The organism is Pseudomonas sp. IPO3747, from assembly GCF_013385245.1.
GTDB classification, from domain to species: Bacteria; Pseudomonadota; Gammaproteobacteria; order Pseudomonadales; family Pseudomonadaceae; genus Aquipseudomonas; species Aquipseudomonas edaphica.
The window spans coordinates 182,936-201,849 of the sequence record NZ_JACAQL010000008.1 but is presented as its reverse complement, the minus strand read 5'-3'; the positions used below and the strand labels follow the sequence as shown (position 1 = coordinate 201,849).

At 60.2% G+C, this 18,914-nt stretch carries 18 protein-coding genes; 10 read left to right on the top strand and 8 right to left on the bottom strand.

Going from position 1 to position 18,914, the window contains the following annotated elements; translation table 11 throughout:
* Window positions 1-126: 126 nt before the first annotated feature.
* The 5 genes from epd to fba all read left to right on the top strand — a co-directional run bounded on the left by epd (window position 127) and on the right by fba (window position 4,375).
* Window positions 127-1,182 carry an erythrose-4-phosphate dehydrogenase gene (epd, locus tag HX790_RS12525; protein ID WP_017139397.1) on the top strand — a complete coding sequence of 352 codons (1,056 nt, stop codon included), beginning with the start codon at window positions 127-129 and terminating at the stop codon, window positions 1,180-1,182.
* A gap of 17 nt (window positions 1,183-1,199) precedes the next feature.
* Window positions 1,200-2,363: a phosphoglycerate kinase gene (locus HX790_RS12520; protein ID WP_099550363.1), complete on the top strand. Its 1,164-nt coding sequence runs from the start codon at window positions 1,200-1,202 to the stop codon at window positions 2,361-2,363.
* Between the two features lie 29 nt (window positions 2,364-2,392).
* Window positions 2,393-2,620, top strand: coding sequence for a hypothetical protein (locus HX790_RS12515; protein WP_056857743.1), 228 nt, complete (start codon window positions 2,393-2,395; stop codon window positions 2,618-2,620).
* Between the two features lie 62 nt (window positions 2,621-2,682).
* Complete coding sequence (locus HX790_RS12510; protein WP_017139394.1) at window positions 2,683-3,018, top strand: MliC family protein; 336 nt, start codon at window positions 2,683-2,685, stop codon at window positions 3,016-3,018.
* A 292-nt stretch (window positions 3,019-3,310) separates the two neighbouring features.
* Complete coding sequence (gene fba, locus HX790_RS12505) at window positions 3,311-4,375, top strand: class II fructose-bisphosphate aldolase (RefSeq protein WP_003177554.1); 1,065 nt, start codon at window positions 3,311-3,313, stop codon at window positions 4,373-4,375.
* 60 nt (window positions 4,376-4,435) lie between these two features.
* On the opposite strand, the gene HX790_RS12500 is transcribed toward fba, so the two are convergent.
* Window positions 4,436-4,723 (bottom strand): hypothetical protein, encoded by a 288-nt coding sequence (locus HX790_RS12500; RefSeq protein ID WP_017139393.1) that lies wholly within the window; start codon window positions 4,721-4,723, stop codon window positions 4,436-4,438.
* 659 nt (window positions 4,724-5,382) lie between these two features.
* Between HX790_RS12500 and HX790_RS12490 the strand changes: the two genes are divergently transcribed.
* Window positions 5,383-5,784: a hypothetical protein gene (locus tag HX790_RS12490; RefSeq protein ID WP_176991615.1), complete on the top strand. Its 402-nt coding sequence runs from the start codon at window positions 5,383-5,385 to the stop codon at window positions 5,782-5,784.
* A gap of 43 nt (window positions 5,785-5,827) precedes the next feature.
* On the opposite strand, the gene HX790_RS12485 is transcribed toward HX790_RS12490, so the two are convergent.
* Window positions 5,828-6,493, bottom strand: a complete 666-nt coding sequence (locus HX790_RS12485) for a polysaccharide lyase family 7 protein (RefSeq protein ID WP_017139391.1) — start codon at window positions 6,491-6,493, stop codon at window positions 5,828-5,830.
* Between the two features lie 310 nt (window positions 6,494-6,803).
* On the opposite strand from HX790_RS12485, the gene HX790_RS12480 reads away from it, so the two are divergent.
* Genes HX790_RS12480 through HX790_RS12470 form a run of 3 tightly spaced genes read left to right on the top strand, consistent with a single transcriptional unit; the run spans window position 6,804 to window position 9,768 of the window.
* Entirely contained in the window at window positions 6,804-8,909 is a 2,106-nt protein-coding gene (locus HX790_RS12480; RefSeq protein WP_176991614.1) for a bifunctional diguanylate cyclase/phosphodiesterase, read from the top strand.
* A 43-nt stretch (window positions 8,910-8,952) separates the two neighbouring features.
* The gene (locus tag HX790_RS12475; protein WP_017139389.1) at window positions 8,953-9,453 is read left to right on the top strand and encodes a M48 family metallopeptidase; all 501 of its coding nucleotides are present in this window, start codon (window positions 8,953-8,955) and stop codon (window positions 9,451-9,453) included.
* Between the two features lie 18 nt (window positions 9,454-9,471).
* Window positions 9,472-9,768: a helix-turn-helix domain-containing protein gene (locus HX790_RS12470; RefSeq protein ID WP_017139388.1), complete on the top strand. Its 297-nt coding sequence runs from the start codon at window positions 9,472-9,474 to the stop codon at window positions 9,766-9,768.
* Between the two features lie 103 nt (window positions 9,769-9,871).
* On the opposite strand, the gene HX790_RS12465 is transcribed toward HX790_RS12470, so the two are convergent.
* The gene (locus HX790_RS12465; protein WP_176991613.1) at window positions 9,872-10,324 is read right to left on the bottom strand and encodes a GNAT family N-acetyltransferase; all 453 of its coding nucleotides are present in this window, start codon (window positions 10,322-10,324) and stop codon (window positions 9,872-9,874) included.
* Window positions 10,325-10,522: 198 nt separating this feature from the next.
* Between HX790_RS12465 and HX790_RS12460 the strand changes: the two genes are divergently transcribed.
* Window positions 10,523-11,260: an ABC transporter substrate-binding protein gene (locus HX790_RS12460; protein WP_017139386.1), complete on the top strand. Its 738-nt coding sequence runs from the start codon at window positions 10,523-10,525 to the stop codon at window positions 11,258-11,260.
* A 94-nt stretch (window positions 11,261-11,354) separates the two neighbouring features.
* Here the strand turns inward: HX790_RS12460 and yccS are convergent, their stop codons facing one another.
* The 5 genes from yccS to HX790_RS12435 all read right to left on the bottom strand — a co-directional run bounded on the left by yccS (window position 11,355) and on the right by HX790_RS12435 (window position 18,907).
* Entirely contained in the window at window positions 11,355-13,538 is a 2,184-nt protein-coding gene (gene yccS / locus HX790_RS12455; protein WP_138451593.1) for a YccS family putative transporter, read from the bottom strand.
* A gap of 232 nt (window positions 13,539-13,770) precedes the next feature.
* On the bottom strand, window positions 13,771-14,949 hold the full coding sequence (locus tag HX790_RS12450; protein ID WP_099550370.1) for an NAD(P)/FAD-dependent oxidoreductase: 1,179 nt from the start codon (window positions 14,947-14,949) through the stop codon (window positions 13,771-13,773).
* Window positions 14,950-15,085: 136 nt separating this feature from the next.
* Entirely contained in the window at window positions 15,086-16,423 is a 1,338-nt protein-coding gene (dbpA, locus tag HX790_RS12445; protein WP_232626477.1) for an ATP-dependent RNA helicase DbpA, read from the bottom strand.
* Between the two features lie 130 nt (window positions 16,424-16,553).
* On the bottom strand, window positions 16,554-17,981 hold the full coding sequence (gene mdtD / locus HX790_RS12440; RefSeq protein WP_017139382.1) for a multidrug transporter subunit MdtD: 1,428 nt from the start codon (window positions 17,979-17,981) through the stop codon (window positions 16,554-16,556).
* A 35-nt stretch (window positions 17,982-18,016) separates the two neighbouring features.
* A complete protein-coding gene (locus HX790_RS12435; protein ID WP_017139381.1) occupies window positions 18,017-18,907 on the bottom strand; it encodes an alpha/beta fold hydrolase in 891 nt (296 codons plus the stop codon).
* Window positions 18,908-18,914: the final 7 nt, after the last annotated feature.

Below are 18,914 nucleotides of genomic sequence, written 5' to 3'. Positions count from 1 at the left end.
TGTCTGTACTGGCGCCATCGCGGGCAAGCCCGCTCCCACATTTGGATCACGGTCTAATGTGGGAGCGGGCTTGCCCGCGATGGCGTCAGAACATTCAGCACCGAACTCACCTTGATCGAGAACCCCATGCCTCAACCGCGTCCCTACAAAGTTGCACTCAACGGCTACGGCCGCATTGGTCGTTGCGTCTTGCGTGCTCTGTTCGAGCGAGGGGCGGCGGCCGGGTTTGAAATTGTGGCGATCAACGATTTGGCTGACATGGCCAGCATCGAATACCTGACACGCTTTGACTCCACCCACGGCCGCTTCCCCGGCGAAGTGCGGGTCGAGGGCGATTGTCTGCATATTAATGGCACCTGCGTGAAGGTCTTGCGCAGTGCCACCCCCGAAGGCATCGACTGGAAAGCACTGGGCGTTGACCTGGTGCTGGAATGTTCCGGTGTCTACCACACCCGTGCCGACGGTCAGCGTTTTCTCGACGCCGGCGCACCGCGTGTGCTGTTTTCCCAGCCGATGGCCAGCGAGGCGGATGTGGACGCCACCATCGTCTACGGTATCAACCAGGATTGCCTGACCGGCGATGAACTGCTGGTGTCCAACGCCTCCTGCACCACCAACTGCAGCGTGCCGCTGTTGCGCCTGCTGGATCAGGCGATCGGCATCGATTATGTGTCGATCACCACGATTCACTCGGCGATGAACGACCAGCCGGTGATCGACGCCTATCATCATGAAGACCTGCGCCGCACGCGCTCGGCGTTCCAGTCGGTGATTCCGGTGTCTACCGGCCTGGCCCGTGGCATCGAGCGACTGTTGCCGGAACTTGCCGGGCGAATCCAGGCCAAAGCCGTACGGGTGCCGACGGTGAATGTGTCCTGTCTGGACATCACCATGCAAACCGTCAGCGACACTGACGCGACGGAGGTCAACCGGATCTTGCGCGACGCCGCCACCAGCGGCCCGCTCAAAGGCCTGCTGGCCTACACCGAGTTGCCGCACGCCAGTTGTGATTTCAACCATGACCCGCATTCGGCGATTGTCGATGCCAGCCAGACCCGTGTTTCCGGCCCCAGGCTGGTGAACATCCTGGCGTGGTTCGACAACGAATGGGGTTTTGCCAACCGCATGCTGGATGTGGCAGAGCACTATCTGCACATCGCTTCTAAACAACCTCAACAGTAATTCAGGAACTGCGACCCATGACCGTGTTGAAGATGACCGACCTCGATCTGCAAGGTAAGCGCGTACTGATTCGCGAAGACCTCAACGTCCCAGTCAAGGACGGTGTTGTCACCAGCGATGCGCGAATCCTGGCCTCGCTGCCGACCATCAAGCTGGCCCTGGAAAAAGGCGCGGCCGTGATGGTCTGCTCCCACCTGGGTCGCCCGACCGAAGGTGAGTTCAGCGCCGAAAACAGCCTCAAGCCTGTAGCCGACTACCTGAGCAAGGCCCTGGGCCGCGACGTGCCGCTGGTAGCCGACTACCTGGGCGGCGTCTCTGTTGCGCCTGGCGATATCGTGCTGTTCGAAAACGTGCGCTTTAACAAAGGCGAGAAAAAGAACAGCGACGAACTGGCCCAGCAATACGCGGCCCTGTGCGACGTGTTTGTGATGGACGCTTTCGGCACCGCGCACCGCGCCGAAGGCTCGACCCACGGCGTGGCCAAGTTCGCTAAAGTTGCCGCGGCTGGCCCATTGCTGGCTGCTGAGCTGGATGCATTGGGCAAGGCGCTGGGTGCTCCGGCACAACCGATGGCTGCCATCGTGGCCGGCTCCAAAGTGTCGACCAAGCTGGACGTGCTCAACAGCCTCAGCCAGATCTGCAACCAGCTGATCGTCGGCGGCGGCATCGCCAACACCTTCCTGGCCGCAGCCGGGCACCCGGTGGGCAAATCGCTGTATGAGCCAGACCTGCTCGACACTGCCCGCGCCATCGCCGCCAAAGTCAGCGTGCCGCTGCCGGTGGACGTGGTGGTTGCCAAGGAATTCGCGGAAAGCGCCGAAGCCACCGTCAAGCTGATTGCTGACGTGGCGGCTGACGACATGATCCTGGATATCGGCCCGCAAACGGCGGCTAACTTTGCGCAACTGCTGAAAGCCTCCCAGACCATTCTGTGGAACGGCCCGGTCGGTGTGTTTGAGTTCGACCAGTTCGGCAACGGCACCAAAGTGCTGGCCAAGGCGATTGCCGAAAGCTCGGCATTCTCCATCGCCGGTGGTGGTGACACCCTGGCGGCCATCGATAAATATGGCGTTGCTGACCAGATCTCCTACATTTCTACCGGTGGCGGCGCATTCCTCGAGTTCGTCGAAGGCAAAGTGTTGCCGGCCGTTGAAGTGCTGGAAACCCGAGCCAAAGGTTAAGGCTCGTGATCCGGAAAAGGAGCATTCCCATGATCAAGTCGTTGGCACTGGTGATCGCAGCGGGCCTGTTGGCCGGCTGCGGCAGCACGCCAAGCGCTGCGCCCGAGGCGCAAGCGCCTGGGGCTGCGCCGAAAAAAAGCTGCTACCAGGCCGACTGGCAGGCCGAAACCATGCCGGTGATCAACAAGCGCATCGGCAATGAACGGCTGGAACAATACGACGCCGCGCCCAACGGTCAGGAACAGGGTTGCCCATGACGGGTCTGATCAACTAACCGACAGCAGTGGCGGCCCTTGGGGTCGTCGTTCGAGGAGTGGCAATGAAAGGCGTTTTCGCCCTCGCAGCCCTGGCCTTGTTGGCCGGTTGCAGCAGCATGAACATGTTCAACAAGGCCGCAGAACCGGCAGACAAATGGACCACCTGGACCTGCGACAGCAAGGCCGAGGTCAACTGGCACTTTACCAATGCGGCACGTTCCGAAGTGGATGTACGCCTCGGTGGTTCGGACCAGGTTTATCGCCTTAAACAAGAGGTTGCCGCCTCGGGCGTGCTGTACAGCGACGGCCAGCTGGCGTTTCACACAAAAGGTGAGGAAGGCCTGGTTTACTGGGTCGCCACCGATGATTTGATTGGGCGTGGCTGTAAGGCCCAGTAAGAAGATCGAATGGGAGAGCAGATTGTGTGGCGAGGGAGCTTGCTCCCGCTGGAGTGCGAAGCGCTCCTGAAAACTTGGGGCCGCTGCGCAGCCCAGCGGGAGCAAGCTCCCTCGCCACATCAAGCCAGCTCCCACATTGATCCGGTTCCAAAGTCACTTATGTGCGAACCGGACACTGCAATAACGATTCAGCAGCTCAAGCTTAACCCCTTGATCTGCAATAACTTGAATAGCAGCCGCCGCTACGGCAGGCTTGCACGATTAACGACCCTCGACCGGGAGAGACAACACAATGGCACTTATCAGCATGCGTCAAATGCTGGACCACGCAGCCGAGTTCGGCTACGGCGTCCCAGCCTTTAACGTCAACAACCTTGAGCAGATGCGCGCCATCATGGAAGCCGCTGACAAGACCGACTCCCCCGTGATCGTCCAGGCTTCGGCCGGTGCGCGCAAATACGCCGGCGCCCCGTTCCTGCGTCACCTGATCCTCGCTGCGATCGAAGAATTCCCGCACATCCCGGTGTGCATGCACCAGGACCACGGCACCAGCCCTGACGTGTGCCAGCGCTCCATCCAACTGGGTTTCAGCTCGGTAATGATGGACGGCTCCCTGGGCGAAGACGGCAAGACCCCAACCGACTACGAGTACAACGTGCGCGTAACCCAGCAAACCGTGGCCATGGCTCACGCCTGTGGGGTGTCGGTTGAGGGCGAGCTGGGCTGCCTGGGTTCCCTGGAAACCGGTATGGCCGGCGAAGAAGACGGCATCGGCGCCGAAGGCGTGCTGGATCACAGCCAGATGCTGACCGACCCGGAAGAAGCCGCTGACTTCGTGAAAAAGACCCAAGTGGACGCCCTGGCCATCGCCATCGGCACCAGCCACGGCGCCTACAAGTTCACCAAGCCGCCTACAGGTGACGTGCTGGCTATCGACCGCATCAAGGAAATCCACAAACGCATCCCTAACACCCACCTGGTGATGCACGGCTCTTCCTCGGTCCCGCAAGAATGGTTGGCGATCATCAACCAGTACGGCGGCGACATCAAAGAAACCTACGGCGTGCCGGTTGAAGAAATCGTCGAAGGCATCAAGTACGGCGTGCGCAAGGTCAACATCGACACCGACCTGCGCCTGGCGTCCACCGGCGCAATGCGTCGCCTGATGGCTACCAACCCGAGCGAATTTGACCCACGTAAATTCTTCGGCGCTACCGTAACGGCCATGCGTGATGTATGTATCGCTCGCTACGAAGCGTTTGGTACTGCCGGTAATGCTTCGAAGATCAAGCCGATCTCGTTGGAAGCGATGTACCAGCGTTACCTGAAAGGTGAGTTGAACGCCAAGGTGAACTGAGCCTTAAGCGTTTAAAAAGAAGCCCGCAGCGATGCGGGCTTTTTTGTGGCCGGGATTTGATCAGGCAGCGGTATCGAAACCTCGGTGCTCAATGACGCGGAACACGTCGCTCACGTCCTGCACCAGAATACGTGCGGTATTGGCCACGTTATTCAGGTCGCGCTCGGCGAAGTCCGGGAGGCTGGAGCAGGCCATCAGGTTGAGGTGTTCGAGGGCGGCGTTGAGGCGTTCGCGCAGGCAGGCGTGGAGGTCGGGCAGTGGGGCGGCGCTGTCGATCAAGAGCACGGGTGAATCGGTGGCGGATTCGGTGCAGGGGTAGAAGCGGCGGGGCGGTAATGGGTCGGTCATGGTGAATATTCCTCGTATCTAGAAGGACTACCGCCGATCGCTGCGAAACGAATGGGTGGTAGCTGTGTGCGGGTTCGCAGACCGAGGATACGAGGAACCCGGCAGACCCGAAGGTCTCCCACACACAGCCACCATAAAGTAAACGTCGGGCGCAGAAGCGCTCCTCGTTGCATTCATGATGCTCGGTTACACACGTATCGTTAGGGCTGCGAAACCCTATCGCTGTCCTCAGCGACGGGGCGAACTATAAGCGGCGATCTGTCCGCCCGCAACGGTCGTGTAGGACCAGCCTCGATCCCCGAACCGATGGAGATCCAATGTGGGAGCCGGGCTTGCCCGCGATGGCGGTGTGTCAGGCACTGCTGATGGTGGCTGATACACCGCCATCGCGGGCAAGCCCGGCTCCCACAGGGTTCGGTGGTGTGTTTAAGAGGTCGTAGTAATCAGGGAATAGTCTTTGTGTTTGTCGGAGTTTGCCTACGAATAGTGGCGACTCAACAGTTGTTTGCGATCGGAAGCATCCTAAAGCCGGTCAGTAGAACGCACAGTGTCTTGATGGTTTTTCTGTTTTATTTGTACACCATTGAAAGTGCCTTTTTATCGCCTTCGAATCATTTAAGGTTGGGCTTTAAAATGTATTCGATGAGAGAGAATTGGTAATGAACTTTATTAAAGTTGCTGGCATTTTCATAGCGTTGACGGCAGTGGGCTCTGCTGCGTCGGTCTATGGGAAAGGCAGGGTATATACAGCGTCTGTTGACGATAAGGGAACGGTCTATGCGCAATCGCCCACGTGGATTAAAGAAGTAAAATTGACTGCGCAACCTGACTACTTTTCAGAGTATAAAGTTAGATTCGTGGCCGGTGTTTTTAAAGAGGTGCCGAGCTTCTGTACGGTGTCGGTGACGGAAGTGTACTCTAATGAACGTATCTTCTATGGTCACGCCAAGTTGGGTGGGCTGCCGGCGATCAATTACATTAATGTATTGACACTCATGGTGGGTGATAACAAACCCGCCGGCGATTCTTCAATGGGCTTTATGCTGATGTGCGTTGATTAAACCCACTAAGAGGCCCCGTTACTAACGGGGCTTCTTTCACGCTCTACTCGTGATCAATATCCAACTTGGCAAACGTCACCCGTGCGCCTTCCTTGCTGTCGCCGCTGTTGTCCTGCACATACACCCCTGCCTTGAAGTACAGCGGTTTCGCACCCCACGCGGCGCCTATGCGCTCGTTCCATTCGCCATCTGCGGCATACACATTGAGCAGCCCGGCTTTATTGAGGTTGATCACGTAGGTAAAGCTCTTGTTGAGTGGCACATTGGAGGCGACGGTGACCACGCGCCCCTCACCATCATCCGGGCGCATGCGCACCTTGGCGACGATGTTGCCGGTCTGGGTTTTTTCCTTGAATTGATACTCCAGTTTGATCAGCGGTTTCTGGCTGTCATACGCGTGGATCTGGCCGATGACCACTTTGCCGCTGGAGGGCACCTGGTTGACGGCCACGGTGGCGCGCAGGAAGTTGTTGGCTTCGTTGTAAGTCCAGTTGCGCAGGCGCCCATCGGCGTAGGTTTCGCGTAACTCGCTGCGTGGGTAGATGGCGTTTTCGGTGCGGGTGCCGGTCACGGGTGTCCAGAATTGCACGTTGCTGCCTTCGGCCTGGAAGTACTGGTCCTTGAAGCCGCTCAGCAGCTTGGGGGTGTCGATGGTCGTGGGCGGGGAGCCGACCGGGATGCTGAGGTTCCAGGTGGAAAGGTCGATCATGGTGTTGGCCTTTTACAGAGGGTGAAGGCTTTAGCCCGAGGGCTGTACAGGTTCTTTATAGGCGGTGGTTGTCCGGTTGTTAAACAGTTTGTGGCAAATTATTGGCGTCAGCTAAATGCCAAAAAGCCATGTTTCCCACAGGCCGTGGGCTGTAGGGCTTGACCGTTAGTCGGCTTCCTGAGCTTTGGCGCAATGATGGCATCCACGTCACTTCTGCTTTTTTTAAAGCGGGGCTAGAGTGAGCCCTCAGTGTTTGTCCGGTTTTTGTAGCAGAAGTGACCGGTGCAGCCCCTCAAGGAAGAGACGTAGCATGGATTGCGCTCCACACCCCGGCGATGGCAGTTCGGTTCTTTTGGTCGTCGATGACTACCCGGAAAACCTCATCAGCATGCGTGCGCTTTTGCAGCGTGAAGACTGGCACGTGATCACGGCCGCTTCCGGGCTGGAAGCCTTGGAGTTGCTGCTTGCCCACGAGGTCGACCTGGTCTTGCTGGATGTACGCATGCCCGGCATGGATGGCTTTGAAGTCGCACGCCTGATGCGTGGCAGCCAGCGCACACGCATGACGCCGATTATCTTTCTCACGGCCCACGCCCAATCGTCCGCCGCTGTGCAGGAAGGCTATGCCAGCGGCGCGATCGACTATCTGTTCAAACCCTTTGACCCGCAGGTGCTCAAGCCCAAGGTTCAGGCTCTGCTGGAGCAGCAGCGCAACCGCCGTGCCTTGCAGCGCCTGAGCCACGACCTGGAGTTGGCGCGTGCCTTCAACGCCTCGGTGCTCGACAACGCCGCCGAAGGCCTGTTGGTGGTGGGCGAGGGCAGTGTGATCGAGTACGCCAACCCGGCTATTTCACGCTTGCTGAACGCCACCATGGCCGAGTTGCAGGGCGAGAGCTTCTTGAGTTTCCTGCAAAAGCCCCATGTGCCCGCGTGGTTGAGTTTCCCGATGTACGAGGCATACCGCCGGGGTGAAACGTGGCGTCAGCACGACGCGATTTTGCGCACCGGCCGTGGTCAGCAGGTGCCCGTGGCGTTGTCCTGTGCACCGCTGCCCGCCGAGCAGAAGGCCATGGTGGTGACCGTGCTGGACATGTCCGAGGTACGCCATCTGCACCAGCAGTTGGAGTTCCAGGCCGTGACCGATCCGTTGACGGGGCTGTTGAACCGGCGCGGCTTTCACCAGGCGGTGGAGAACATCTTGCTGCGCAGCGAGCGTAACGAGCAGTCGCTGGTGTTGCTGTATCTGGACCTGGACGGTTTCAAACGGGTCAATGACTCGTTGGGCCACGACGCGGGTGACCGCGTGCTGCGCTGGGTCTCGGAGCAGATGCAGGCCTGCTTGCGCTCCTGCGACATTCTCGGGCGTATGGGCGGGGATGAGTTCACCGCATTGCTGGAGTTGGAGTGCCCGGAGCAGGCCGCCAAGATTTCGGAAAAACTGATCGAAAGAGTGTCTGTGTGCCAGCAAGTGGACGGTTTGGAGGTGATGCTCGGCGTCAGCATCGGCATCGCGACGTTCCCGGACTGCGGCTCCGACCTGAGCGGCCTGTTGCGTGCGGCGGATATCGCCATGTACGAAGCCAAGCGCGCGGGCCGTCAGCAATATCGCTATTACGATCAGGAAATGAACGGCCGCGCCCGTTCGCGGTTGATGCTGGAAGACAGCGTGCGCACCGCGATTCACAACAAGGACTTCACCCTGGTCTACCAGCCCCAGGTCTCGTTGGAAGACGGGCGCTTGCGCGGTGTCGAGGCGCTGCTGCGCTGGCAGCACCCCAGCGTCGGCGATGTGCCGCCGGGCTTATTCTTGCCGCTGCTTGAAGAGGCGCGGCTGATCAGCCAGTTGAGCGCCTGGATCTACCAGCAAGTCGCTGCCCAGCGCCAAGCCTGGCAAGCCACCTTCGATCAAGAGTTGGTGCTGAGCGTGAGCTTGAGTGCCAGCCAGTTCAATATGCCCAACCTCGCCAGCCAACTGCAGCAGGTCCTTGAACGACATGGGTTGCAGGGGCGCCAGCTGGAGGTGGAAATCAGCGAAGACAGCCTGATGAGTAACCTGGAAGAGACCCATAAGCAGCTCAAGTTATTGCGCCAGATTGGCGTGCGCATTGCCTTGGATGACTTCGGCCTGGGCCAATGCTCCCTGGCCCACCTTCGGGACCTGGAGTTCGATACGCTCAAGCTCGACCCGCAACTGGTGGCGCGCCTGCCAGGCTCGGTACGGGACGCGGCAATGGCGCGCAGTATCATCCAGTTATGCGCACATTTTGAGGTGTTGGTGATCGCCGAGGGTGTGGAAACCCTCGAGCAGTCAACGTGGCTCAAGGCCAATGGCTGCGCATTTATTCAGGGGCCGTTGGCTGCCCAACCGTTGGTGGCGGAGGAAGTGGCTGCCTGGTCCCACCCTCGTCTGCTGTGAATTCGCTACACTGGCGGCCATTCGAACCGTGTTGCAGAGCCCCATGACCGCGCTGAAATACCTCCAGGCCTACCCCGCAGCGCTCCAGGAGCAAGTGCGCCAATTGATCGCCAAGGACCAATTGGGCGCCTACCTGGAGCAACGCTACCCCGAGCGCCACGGCGTGCAGAGCGACAAGGCGTTATACAGCTATGCCCTGGCGTTGAAGCAGGAACACCTGCGCAACGCGCCGGCCATCGACAAAGTGCTGTTCGACAACCGCCTGGACCTCACCCACCGCGCCCTGGGCCTGCACACCACGATTTCACGGGTGCAGGGCGGCAACCTCAAAGCCAAGAAAGAAATCCGCATTGCGGCGCTGTTCAAGGAAGCCGCACCGGAGTTTCTGCGCATGATCGTGGTGCACGAGCTGGCGCACTTCAAGGAATCGGACCACAACAAGGCGTTCTATAAACTCTGTGAGTACATGATGCCGGGCTACCATCAGGTGGAGTTCGACCTGCGGGTGTACCTCACGTATCGCGACTTGCAGGGCAAGCCCTAACTTCAAAAGGCGTCGAGCATGGATGTGAGCAAGACCAAAAGCAGTTTCTACCGCCGCCTGTATGTGGCCTACCTGATCGACAGCGGCCAGGCCAGCAGCGTGCCGGCACTCACCGACGCCACCGGGATGCCACGGCGCACGGCGCAGGACACGATTGCGGCGTTGGCTGATCTGGATATTGTGTGTGAGTTTGAGCAGGAGGATGGTGCGCGCAATCATGCAGGGCGTTATCGGATTCGTAGCTGGGGTGCGATTGATCGGCGCTGGATCGAGGCGAACCTTGCGGCGGTCAAGCAGGTGCTGGGTTATCCCTGAACCGGGTGCTTGCAGCTCTGGCCTCATCGCAGGCAAGCCAGCTCCCACACTTGAAGTATTCGCAATTCAAAGTGTGGGAGCTGGCTTGCCTGCGATGGCGTCCTTACTGGCGCCGCATACCAATATGGGGAATGTCATCCTCCAGGTATTCCTCACCCGCCACTTCAAACCCATACTTGCCGTAATACCCCTGCAAATGCGCCTGGGCTGACAGATAGATCGGCGTCTGCGGCCAGATGTCTTCAATGCGCTTGAGGGCTTCTTCCATCATCTGGTGCGCCAGCCCGGTACCGCGTGCCACCGGCGCGACGATCACCCGGCCAATCACCACATCACCGCCCTGGGATTCCGGGTCCAGCAGGCGCAGGTAGGCCACCAGCACGTCATCTTGCCAGGCCATCAAGTGGTGGGTATCGCCCGAAAGATCCTGCCCGTCGAGGTCTTGATAAACGCATTTTTGCTCGACGACAAACACCTCATTGCGCAGACGCATAATGGTGTACAGCTGCTCTTTGCCGAGGTCTTCGTGATGTTTGCAGACCCATTCAACCGTCATGGCGTTTTCCCTTATTAATGTCTGTGGCCGATAGTAAGCGCCGCCGCCCGTCCTGTCTAAATTGAGCATTTTTGTGAATGGCGTCAATTTGCCATCATTCAGTCCGATCGCCACAGGCTTCTTTGTGTAATCTGCAATACAGGCTCATTGATGAGCTACTGTTATCAGGCCAATGCCTGCCCGCCAAGGACTTTGAGCATGCCGCGATTTTCTCGTGCCGTTGCTTTAATAGGAGTGTTGCTGCTGGCTCAGCCGGCGGTGGCGCAGCGCCTGCGACTGGTAGCGGATGTATGGCCACCGTTTACCGATTCGACCTTGATCAACGGCGGCCTGGCCACTGATATTGTCAGTACGGCGCTGGCCCGAGCAGGCTATGCCAGTGATTTCGAACAAGTGCCATGGGCGCGGGCGCTGATGGGCGTGGGCGATGGCCGTTATGACGTGTTGATCAACGCCTGGTACGACGATGCCCGCACCAAGCTGGGCCAGTTTTCCGGCGAATACCTGATGAATCGCGTGCGGTTTATCAAGCGCCGCGACGACCCGATCGATTATCAGAACCTGGAGCAACTGCACGACGATCCCATCGCCGTGGTGCGCGGCTACGCCTATTCGGCGGCGTTCGACCAGGATGCGCAGTTGCAGAAAGTGCCGGTGCATAACTTCGCCATGGCGGTGCGTATGCTCGCGGCCAAACGCGTCAAGCTGACGCTGGAAGATGAGTTTGTGGCCCGCTATTACCTGGCGCGGGAGTCGCCACGGGTGCGCAACGCGGTGGAGTTTTTACCCAAGCCGTTGAGCGAGAACAGCCTGCATATTCTGGTGAGCCTGAAGAACCCGGAGCATGAACAGATCGTGGCCAGCTTTGATCGGGAGATTGCGCGGATGAAGGCAGATGGCAGTTATGCGCGGTTGATGAAGGAGCATGGGATGTAGTGTTTCTGCTGGCCCCATCGCAGGCAAGCCAGCTCCCACATTTTGAATGGCGAACACCTTCAAAGGTGGGAGCCGGCTTGCCTGCGATGGCGGTCTACGCTGCGCTGGTATCTTTGATCAAATGCGCCGCCAACGTGCGCAACGGCCCCAACTGCCGGCAAATCAACGCCAGTTGCGTCTGCACCAGCCGCTGCCCTTCATCGATCTCATCGGGCATCTGCTCCAGGTCCGCCGCCAACGCTTCCTCGGCATCACTCTGAATCGCGATGGGCTGCTTGTTGGCCAGCCCCGTGGCGATTTCGTCGATACTTGCCGCCAGGCTGTTACCGGCGCCGTCGATCAGATGTTCACGCACGTCGGCCGGTAATTGAGTCTCCCGATGCGCACCCAGCCCGGAAAGGTAACTGAGCAAGGTGTGCGACAGCACCAGAAAGCGGAAGCCCACATCGGCTTCCTTACGGAAATGCCCAGGTTCCATGAGCATATTCGCCAGCGTGGTCGACAGCGCCGCATCGGCGTTGTGCGCATTGCGCCGCGCCAGCCGGTAGGCCAGGTCGTCGCGCTTGCCGGCGGCGTATTGCTGCATGATCTGGCGCAGGTAAATGCTGTTGCAGGTCAGGGTGTTGGCCAGCACTTTGTTCAGGCGCCGGCCTTGCCAGTCCGGCAGGAACAGGAACACCGCCAGGCCTGCAATCAAGCTGCCCAGCAAGGTATCGAACAGGCGTGGCAGGAACAGCCCGTAACCGTCGCCCACCTGGTTGAAGCAGAACAGCACCATCAGGGTGATCGCCGCGGTGGCCAACGTGTAGCGGGTGGTGCGGTTGATAAAGAACACCAGGCCTGCGGCGATGGCGAACATCGACTGCACCAAAGGGTTTGGGAACAGATCAAACAGCGCCCAGGCCACGGTCAGGCCGATGGCGGTGCCGATGATCCGCTGGCCCAGCTTGCGCCGCGTGGCGCCGTAGTTGGGTTGGCACACGAACAGGGTGGTGAGGATGATCCAGTAGCCTTGGGACGGGTGGATCAAGTGCACCATCCAATAGCCGATACTCAGTGCCAGCGGCAGGCGCAGGGCGTGACGGAACAGCAGTGACGTCGGCGTCAGTTGCGTGCGCAGGCGCGTCCACATTTCCTTGAGGTTGCGCGGGGCACGGTCCAGCAGGCTGCTGTCGGTGGCGTCGGCCAGGGAGTCGGGGTTGCTGGCATCGCCGAGCAGGCGGTCGAGGGTGGACAGGTTGGCGGCCAACGCACGCAACGAGCGCAACAGGCCACGCCAGGCCGGGTTGCTCTGGATGCGCAGGTGTTCCAGGGAGGCGTTCAGGTCGCCCAGGGCTTCAGCGAAGCTGTCGTCATAAATGAACGGCTGGCGCAGCTGGATCGATTCGGCCAGGGCCTGGCAGGCCTTGCCTTGCTGGCGCAACAGGCGCTGGCAGCGGAACAGCACGTCGCTGTGGAAGAAGGCTTCAGCCAGGGCGTTGTAAGGGTAGTGGGACGAGCTGGCGCGTTCGTGGATATCCTGGGCCAGAAAGTACAGCTTCAGGTAACGGCTGACTTTTGAGCCGGGGCGGCCATTGCCTACGCGGTGCAGGATGATTTCTTTCGCGGCATTCAGCGCCGCCACCACCCGGCCGTTTTGCTGGGCCAGTTCCAGGCGGCGCGCTTCCACATCCAGTTGGCGGATCGGCTCGAACAGCGACGATTTAAGCTTGAGGTAACGCCCCAGCTCCCGAAACAACCGCGCCAGGCTTTGCTGCACCGGCTGGTTGGAAAACAGCGCCTGCCACAGCACCGACAGCGCGCCATACCACGCGGCGCCGGCCACCAGCAGCAACGGCTCGTGCCAGAAGTCGGTGACGGCGCCACCGCGCTGGTCCACACCGATCATGGTGTACACCGACAGAATCAACGTCGCTGAAGCAATCGCGCCATACCGTTCGCCCAACGCGCCGAGCATGGTCAGGCAGAAGCTGGCCAGGGCCAGGGCGATGGCGAAGATCCACGGATAAGGGAACAGCAGTTCAACCGACAGTGCGGCGACACTGAAACACACCAGCGTTACCGCCAACGCATTCAGGCGGCCCTGCCAACTGTCATCGGTCTCGGCCAGGGCGCTGGCGATAATCCCCAGGAATAGCGGGATCAGCAGGGTCATTTCGTTTTGATACCAGCACAGCGCCATGCTGCCGGTGAGGGCGATGAATACCCGAACGCTGTAACTGAATTTATCCAGCGCCCACAGGCGCCGCATGGACTGCTTGAACGAGGTCGATGACATGAAGTCTGGAGTCTTCCGGGACGATGCCGCTAAATTGAGCCAGTAATGACGCCACGGCAAGCGTGGCGATCACATGTAACAGCAAAATTTATTCCAGCCAACATCCTAAGAACACCACGAAACTACTGTGGGAGCTGGCTTGCCTGCGATAGCGGCGGTGAATCCAACACCGCTATCGCAGCGGTGCGACGATTCGACGAGCCAGCTCCCACCTGTTGACTGCGTACATTCTTCAGGCGTATTGGGCGGCTGCGTAACCGGAAGCCCATGCCCACTGGAAGTTGAACCCACCCAGGTGACCGGTCACATCCAGCACTTCACCGATAAAGTACAAGCCCGGGCTTTTCAGCGACTCCATGGTCTTGGACGACACTTCCCGCGTGTCCACGCCACCCAGCGTCACCTCGGCCGTGCGATAGCCTTCGGTGCCTGCCGGCACTAACTGCCAGCTCGACAGCTTTTGCGCAATGTCGGCCACTTCGGCGTGGGTGTATTGCTTCATCGGCTTGGACACAAACCAGATCTGCGCCAACAGGTTGGCCATCTTCTTGGTGAAGATCTCACCCAGCAGGGTTTTCAGCTCGCTGTTGGGGTGCTCGACCTGTTGCTGTTGCAGCCAGGTGTGGGCGTCGTGGTCGGGCAGCAGGTTGATTTCAACCGTGTCACCGGTCTCCCAGTAGGAAGAGATCTGCAAAATCGCCGGGCCACTGAGGCCACGGTGGGTAAACAGGATGTTCTCGCGAAAGCTCTGGTCGTTGCAGCTCACCAGGCAATCCACGGACGTACCGGACAACTCGCCGCACAACTCCTTGAGCTGGTCGGTGATGGTGAACGGCACCAAGCCTGCGCGGGTCGGCAGCAGTTCGTGACCAAACTGCTTGGCCACCTGGTAACCAAAACCGGTGGCGCCCAGGGTCGGGATCGACAGGCCGCCGGTGGCGATCACCAGGGATTCGCAGCGCAGTTCACCCAAGGTGGTTTGCAGTTGATAGCCGCCGTCGACTTTGGCAATTTCCTCGATGGAGGTGTCCAGGTGCAGGCTCACGCCGGTCTGGATGCACTCATCGAGCAGCATGCCGAGGATGTCGCTGGACTTGTTATCGCAGAACAGCTGGCCGAGCTTTTTCTCGTGGTACGGCACGCCGTGCTTGGCCACCAGCCCGATGAAATCCCACTGGGTGTAGCGGGCCAGGGCCGACTTGCAGAAATGCGCGTTGTGCGAGAGGAAGTTGGCCGGCTCGGTGTACATGTTGGTGAAATTACAGCGGCCACCGCCGGACATCAGGATCTTTTTGCCGGCCTTGTTGGCGTGGTCGATCAGCATCACCTTGCGCCCACGCCCGGCGGCGGTCAGCGCGCACATCAAGCCTGCGGCGCCGGCGCCAATGATCACAACTTCGGTCGAGCGCAAAACAGTTTCCTCATGTTCATCAGATCAGATCGTTCCCACGCTCTGCGTGGGAACGCATCCCGTGACGCTCTGCGTCACAAAGCGGACGCAGAGCGTCCATGGCGGCATTCCCACGCGGAGCGTGGGAACGATCAGGTCAGAGGATCCGCACGCGCAACGAGCGGCCTTTGATCTTGCCGTCATTCAAACGCTGCAACGCCTGCTTGGCGATCCCGCGCTCAACAGCCACGAACGCCTGGAAATCAAAGATCGCGATCTTGCCGACTTGGGCACCCGGAATCCCGGCGTCACCGGTCAGTGCGCCAAGGATGTCGCCTGGGCGCACCTTGTCTTTACGGCCGGCGGCGATGCACAGCGTGCTCATCTGTGGCAGCAACGGGCCACCGCTTTGCGGCTTGAGGTTGTCCAGTTGGTCCCAGTTCAGCGGCGACTTTTGCAGTTGCTCAATGGCTTGGGCACGGTGGGCTTCGGACGGCGCCACCAGGCTGATCGCAATACCGGTCTCACCGGCGCGACCGGTACGGCCTACGCGGTGGATGTGGATTTCCGAGTCGCGGGCCAGTTCGACGTTGATCACCATGTCCAGGGAGTCAATGTCCAGGCCACGGGCGGCGACGTCGGTCGCCACCAGCACCGAAGTGCTGCGGTTGGCGAACATCGCCAGTACCTGGTCACGGTCGCGCTGCTCCAGGTCGCCATGCAGGCCGACGGCGGAAATGCCCTTGGCGGTCAGGTGATCCACAGTTTCCTGCACTTGCTGCTTGGTAAAGCAGAACGCCACGCACGACGCCGGGCGGAAGTGCGCCAGTACCTTGGTCACCGCGTCCATGCGCTCTTCCGGCGAGATCTCGTAGAAACGCTGCTCGATCTGGTCGTCGGAGTGGAAGGCTTCGGCCTTCACCTGCTGCGGCGCACGCATGAATTTGGAGGCCAGCTGCTTGATGCTCACCGGGTAGGTGGCTGAGAACAGCAGGGTTTGGCGGCGTGGCGGGGTCTTGCTGATGATGTCTTCGATGGCGTCGTAGAAGCCCATGTCGAGCATGCGGTCGGCTTCGTCGAGGATCAGCGTGTTCAAGCCGTCCAGTACCAGCGAACCTTTGCGCAAGTGTTGCTGGATACGGCCTGGCGTGCCGACGATGACGTGGGCGCCGTGTTCCAGCGAGGCGATCTGAGGGCCGAGGGACACGCCGCCACACAGGGTCAGTACCTTGATGTTGTCTTCGGCACGCGCCAGGCGACGGATTTCCTTGGCGACCTGGTCGGCCAGCTCACGCGTCGGGCACATCACCAGTGCCTGGCAGCCGAAGTAACGCGGGTTGATCGGGTTCAACAGGCCGATGCCGAAGGCGGCGGTCTTGCCGCTGCCGGTCTTGGCTTGGGCGATCAGGTCCAGCCCCTTGAGGATCACCGGCAAGCTTTGCGCCTGGATCTGCGTCATCTCGACGTAACCCAGCGAGTCGAGGTTAGCCAGCATGGCGGCGGACAGGGGCAAAGTATTAAAAGCGGTGGCGATGGTAGTCACGGGACTGGCTCTGCAAAACAAAATGTCGCGCAGTGTACCAGCCCTGTGGGATTTTCCCTGCAAGTTCTAGACGAGAAGCCTGTTAATGCTCAAGGTCGTGCTCGCGGCTGACCACCCGTTTGCCGTCTTTTGGCGACAGTTGCAGGAAGATCGCCGCCGCCAGCATGGCCATGATGCCCACGGTGAGGAAGGTCAGTTGGAACGCGCCCAGCACGCTTTCCACGCCGTCATTGCCAGCTTCGGCAGTAAAGCCGCCGAGCAGGGCACCGGCACAGGCTACGCCCAGGCTCAAGGACAATTGCGCCACCACCGAGAGCAAACTGTTGCCGCTGCTGGCCTGGGCGTCGTCGAGGTCGATCAGGGTGACGGTGTTCATCGCGGTAAATTGCAGCGAGTTGATCGCGCCCAGCACCGCCAGCATGCACAGCAGCAGCGGGTAGGGCGTGTGTTCGCTGACCAGGCCCATACTGGCCAGCATGATGCCCAGCGCCAGGGTGTTGCCGGTGAGCACAATGCGATAGCCCAGCCGCTCGATCAGTGGCCGGGCGATGGACTTGGCAAACATCGCCGCCGCCGCCAGGGGCAGCATGCTCATCCCGGCTTCGGAGGGCGAGTAACCCAGTGCCACCTGCAGCAGCAACGGCACCAGAAACGGCAGTGCGCCGCTGCCCAGCCGGGCGAACAGGTTGCCGAGGATGCCCACGGCAAAGGTGCGGGTCTTGAACAGTACCGGCGAGAACAGTGGGTTATCGATATGCCCGGCACGCAGCCAGTACGCGGCCAGGCAGGCGAGCCCGCCGAACAGCAGCAACATCACCCGCAGGTGCGGCAGGTGCAGTTCGCCCAGGCCTTCCATGGCGATGGTAATCAGCACCATCGCCGCGCCAAACAGCACAAACCCTACACTGTCAAAGCGCGTGCGTTCGCTGCCGCGCAAGTCGGGGATGAGTTTCCACACGGCGTAGCAACCGACCATGCCCACAGGCAGGTTGATCAGGAAGATCCAGTGCCAGGTCAGGTATTGCACCATCCAGCCGCCCATGGTCGGGCCGAGCAAGGGGCCGAGCAGGCCGGGAATGGTGATGAAGCCCATGATGCGTACGAGTTCGGAGCGCGGATAAGCACGCAAGACCACCAGCCGCCCGACCGGCAGCATCAGCGCGCCGCCCAAACCCTGGATGACCCGCGCGCCCACCAGCATGGTCAAGGTGCTCGACAAGGCGCACAGCAAGGAGCCAATGCTGAACAGCATGATCGCGCCGAAGAAGATTTTTTTGGTACCGAAGCGGTCGGCCACCCAGCCCGAAGCCGGGATCAGCAAGGCGACGGTGAGCATGTAGGCGATCACCACCCCTTGCATGCGCAGCGGGTTTTCCGCCAAGTCCCGCGCCATGGCCGGCAGGGCGGTGTTGAGAATCGTCCCGTCCAGCGACTGCATGAAGAAGGCAATCGCTACCACCCAGGGTAGCCAGCGGGCGGTCTTGGCATCGAGAGGGGCGCGATTCGGCATGTGAACCCTTTTATTAGCAGGCTATGTGTTGGCGATTATGCGCCATCCGTCGCCCCTTTTCCCACTGGCGGTTCGTCTAATTCCGACAGTGTTGCGTGCTCTCCCACCAGGAAATCCAACAGCGCACGGTGCACCGACATGGCCGCTTCGCGCGACTCCAGGTCGAGCAGATGGCCGGTGTGTTCGGCGACCGCAAAGCTGCTGCGGCCGACATAGCGCTTGAACAACTGGGCCTCGGCCGCCGGCGTGTATTCATCCAGTGCGCCATTGAGGAAGTGCACCGGGGTTTCGATCCGGGTCAGCGCCGGCAGGTAATTACCATCGCCCAAGGCCAGCACCTGATGGATATGGAAACGCGCCTGGCGGTACTCGGTGGTGGCCATGCTCGACAGGTGCCGATGGTTGTTGCGCTTGAGGCGCGGCGACAGGTATTTGCCGACGGTCTCATTGAGCAAGTGGCCGACGGCGGATTTGTCATCGGCTTCGATCAACACGCGCACGCGCTCCACGTAGTCGAGCATCGCCTGGTTGAGGTTGGGCGCCAGGGCCATCACCACCGAGCTTTCGATGGAGGGCGGGTTGTGGGCCAGGGTCAGCAAGGTGGAGATACCGCCCCAGGAGGCCGACACCAGATGGTTGACCTCGAAGCGCTCCACCAGCGCGCGCAGGATTTGCACCTCGTCGTCCTTGGTCACAAGCTCGAGGTCGGTGTTGTGCTCGCGCGAATAGCCGGAGAACGGCAGGTCGAACAGCAGCACATTGAAATGCTCCGCCAGGCATTTACTGGTTCGCGCGAAAGAGCGTGTGGTGGACAGCGCGCCGTTGACCATCAAGACAGTCTTTTTTTCCGAATCGTTTCCTAGCTGCTCAACATGAACGTTGTAGTGCTTGAACAGCTTCTCTATGACAAAACTTCCATGGTTCATGTCAACG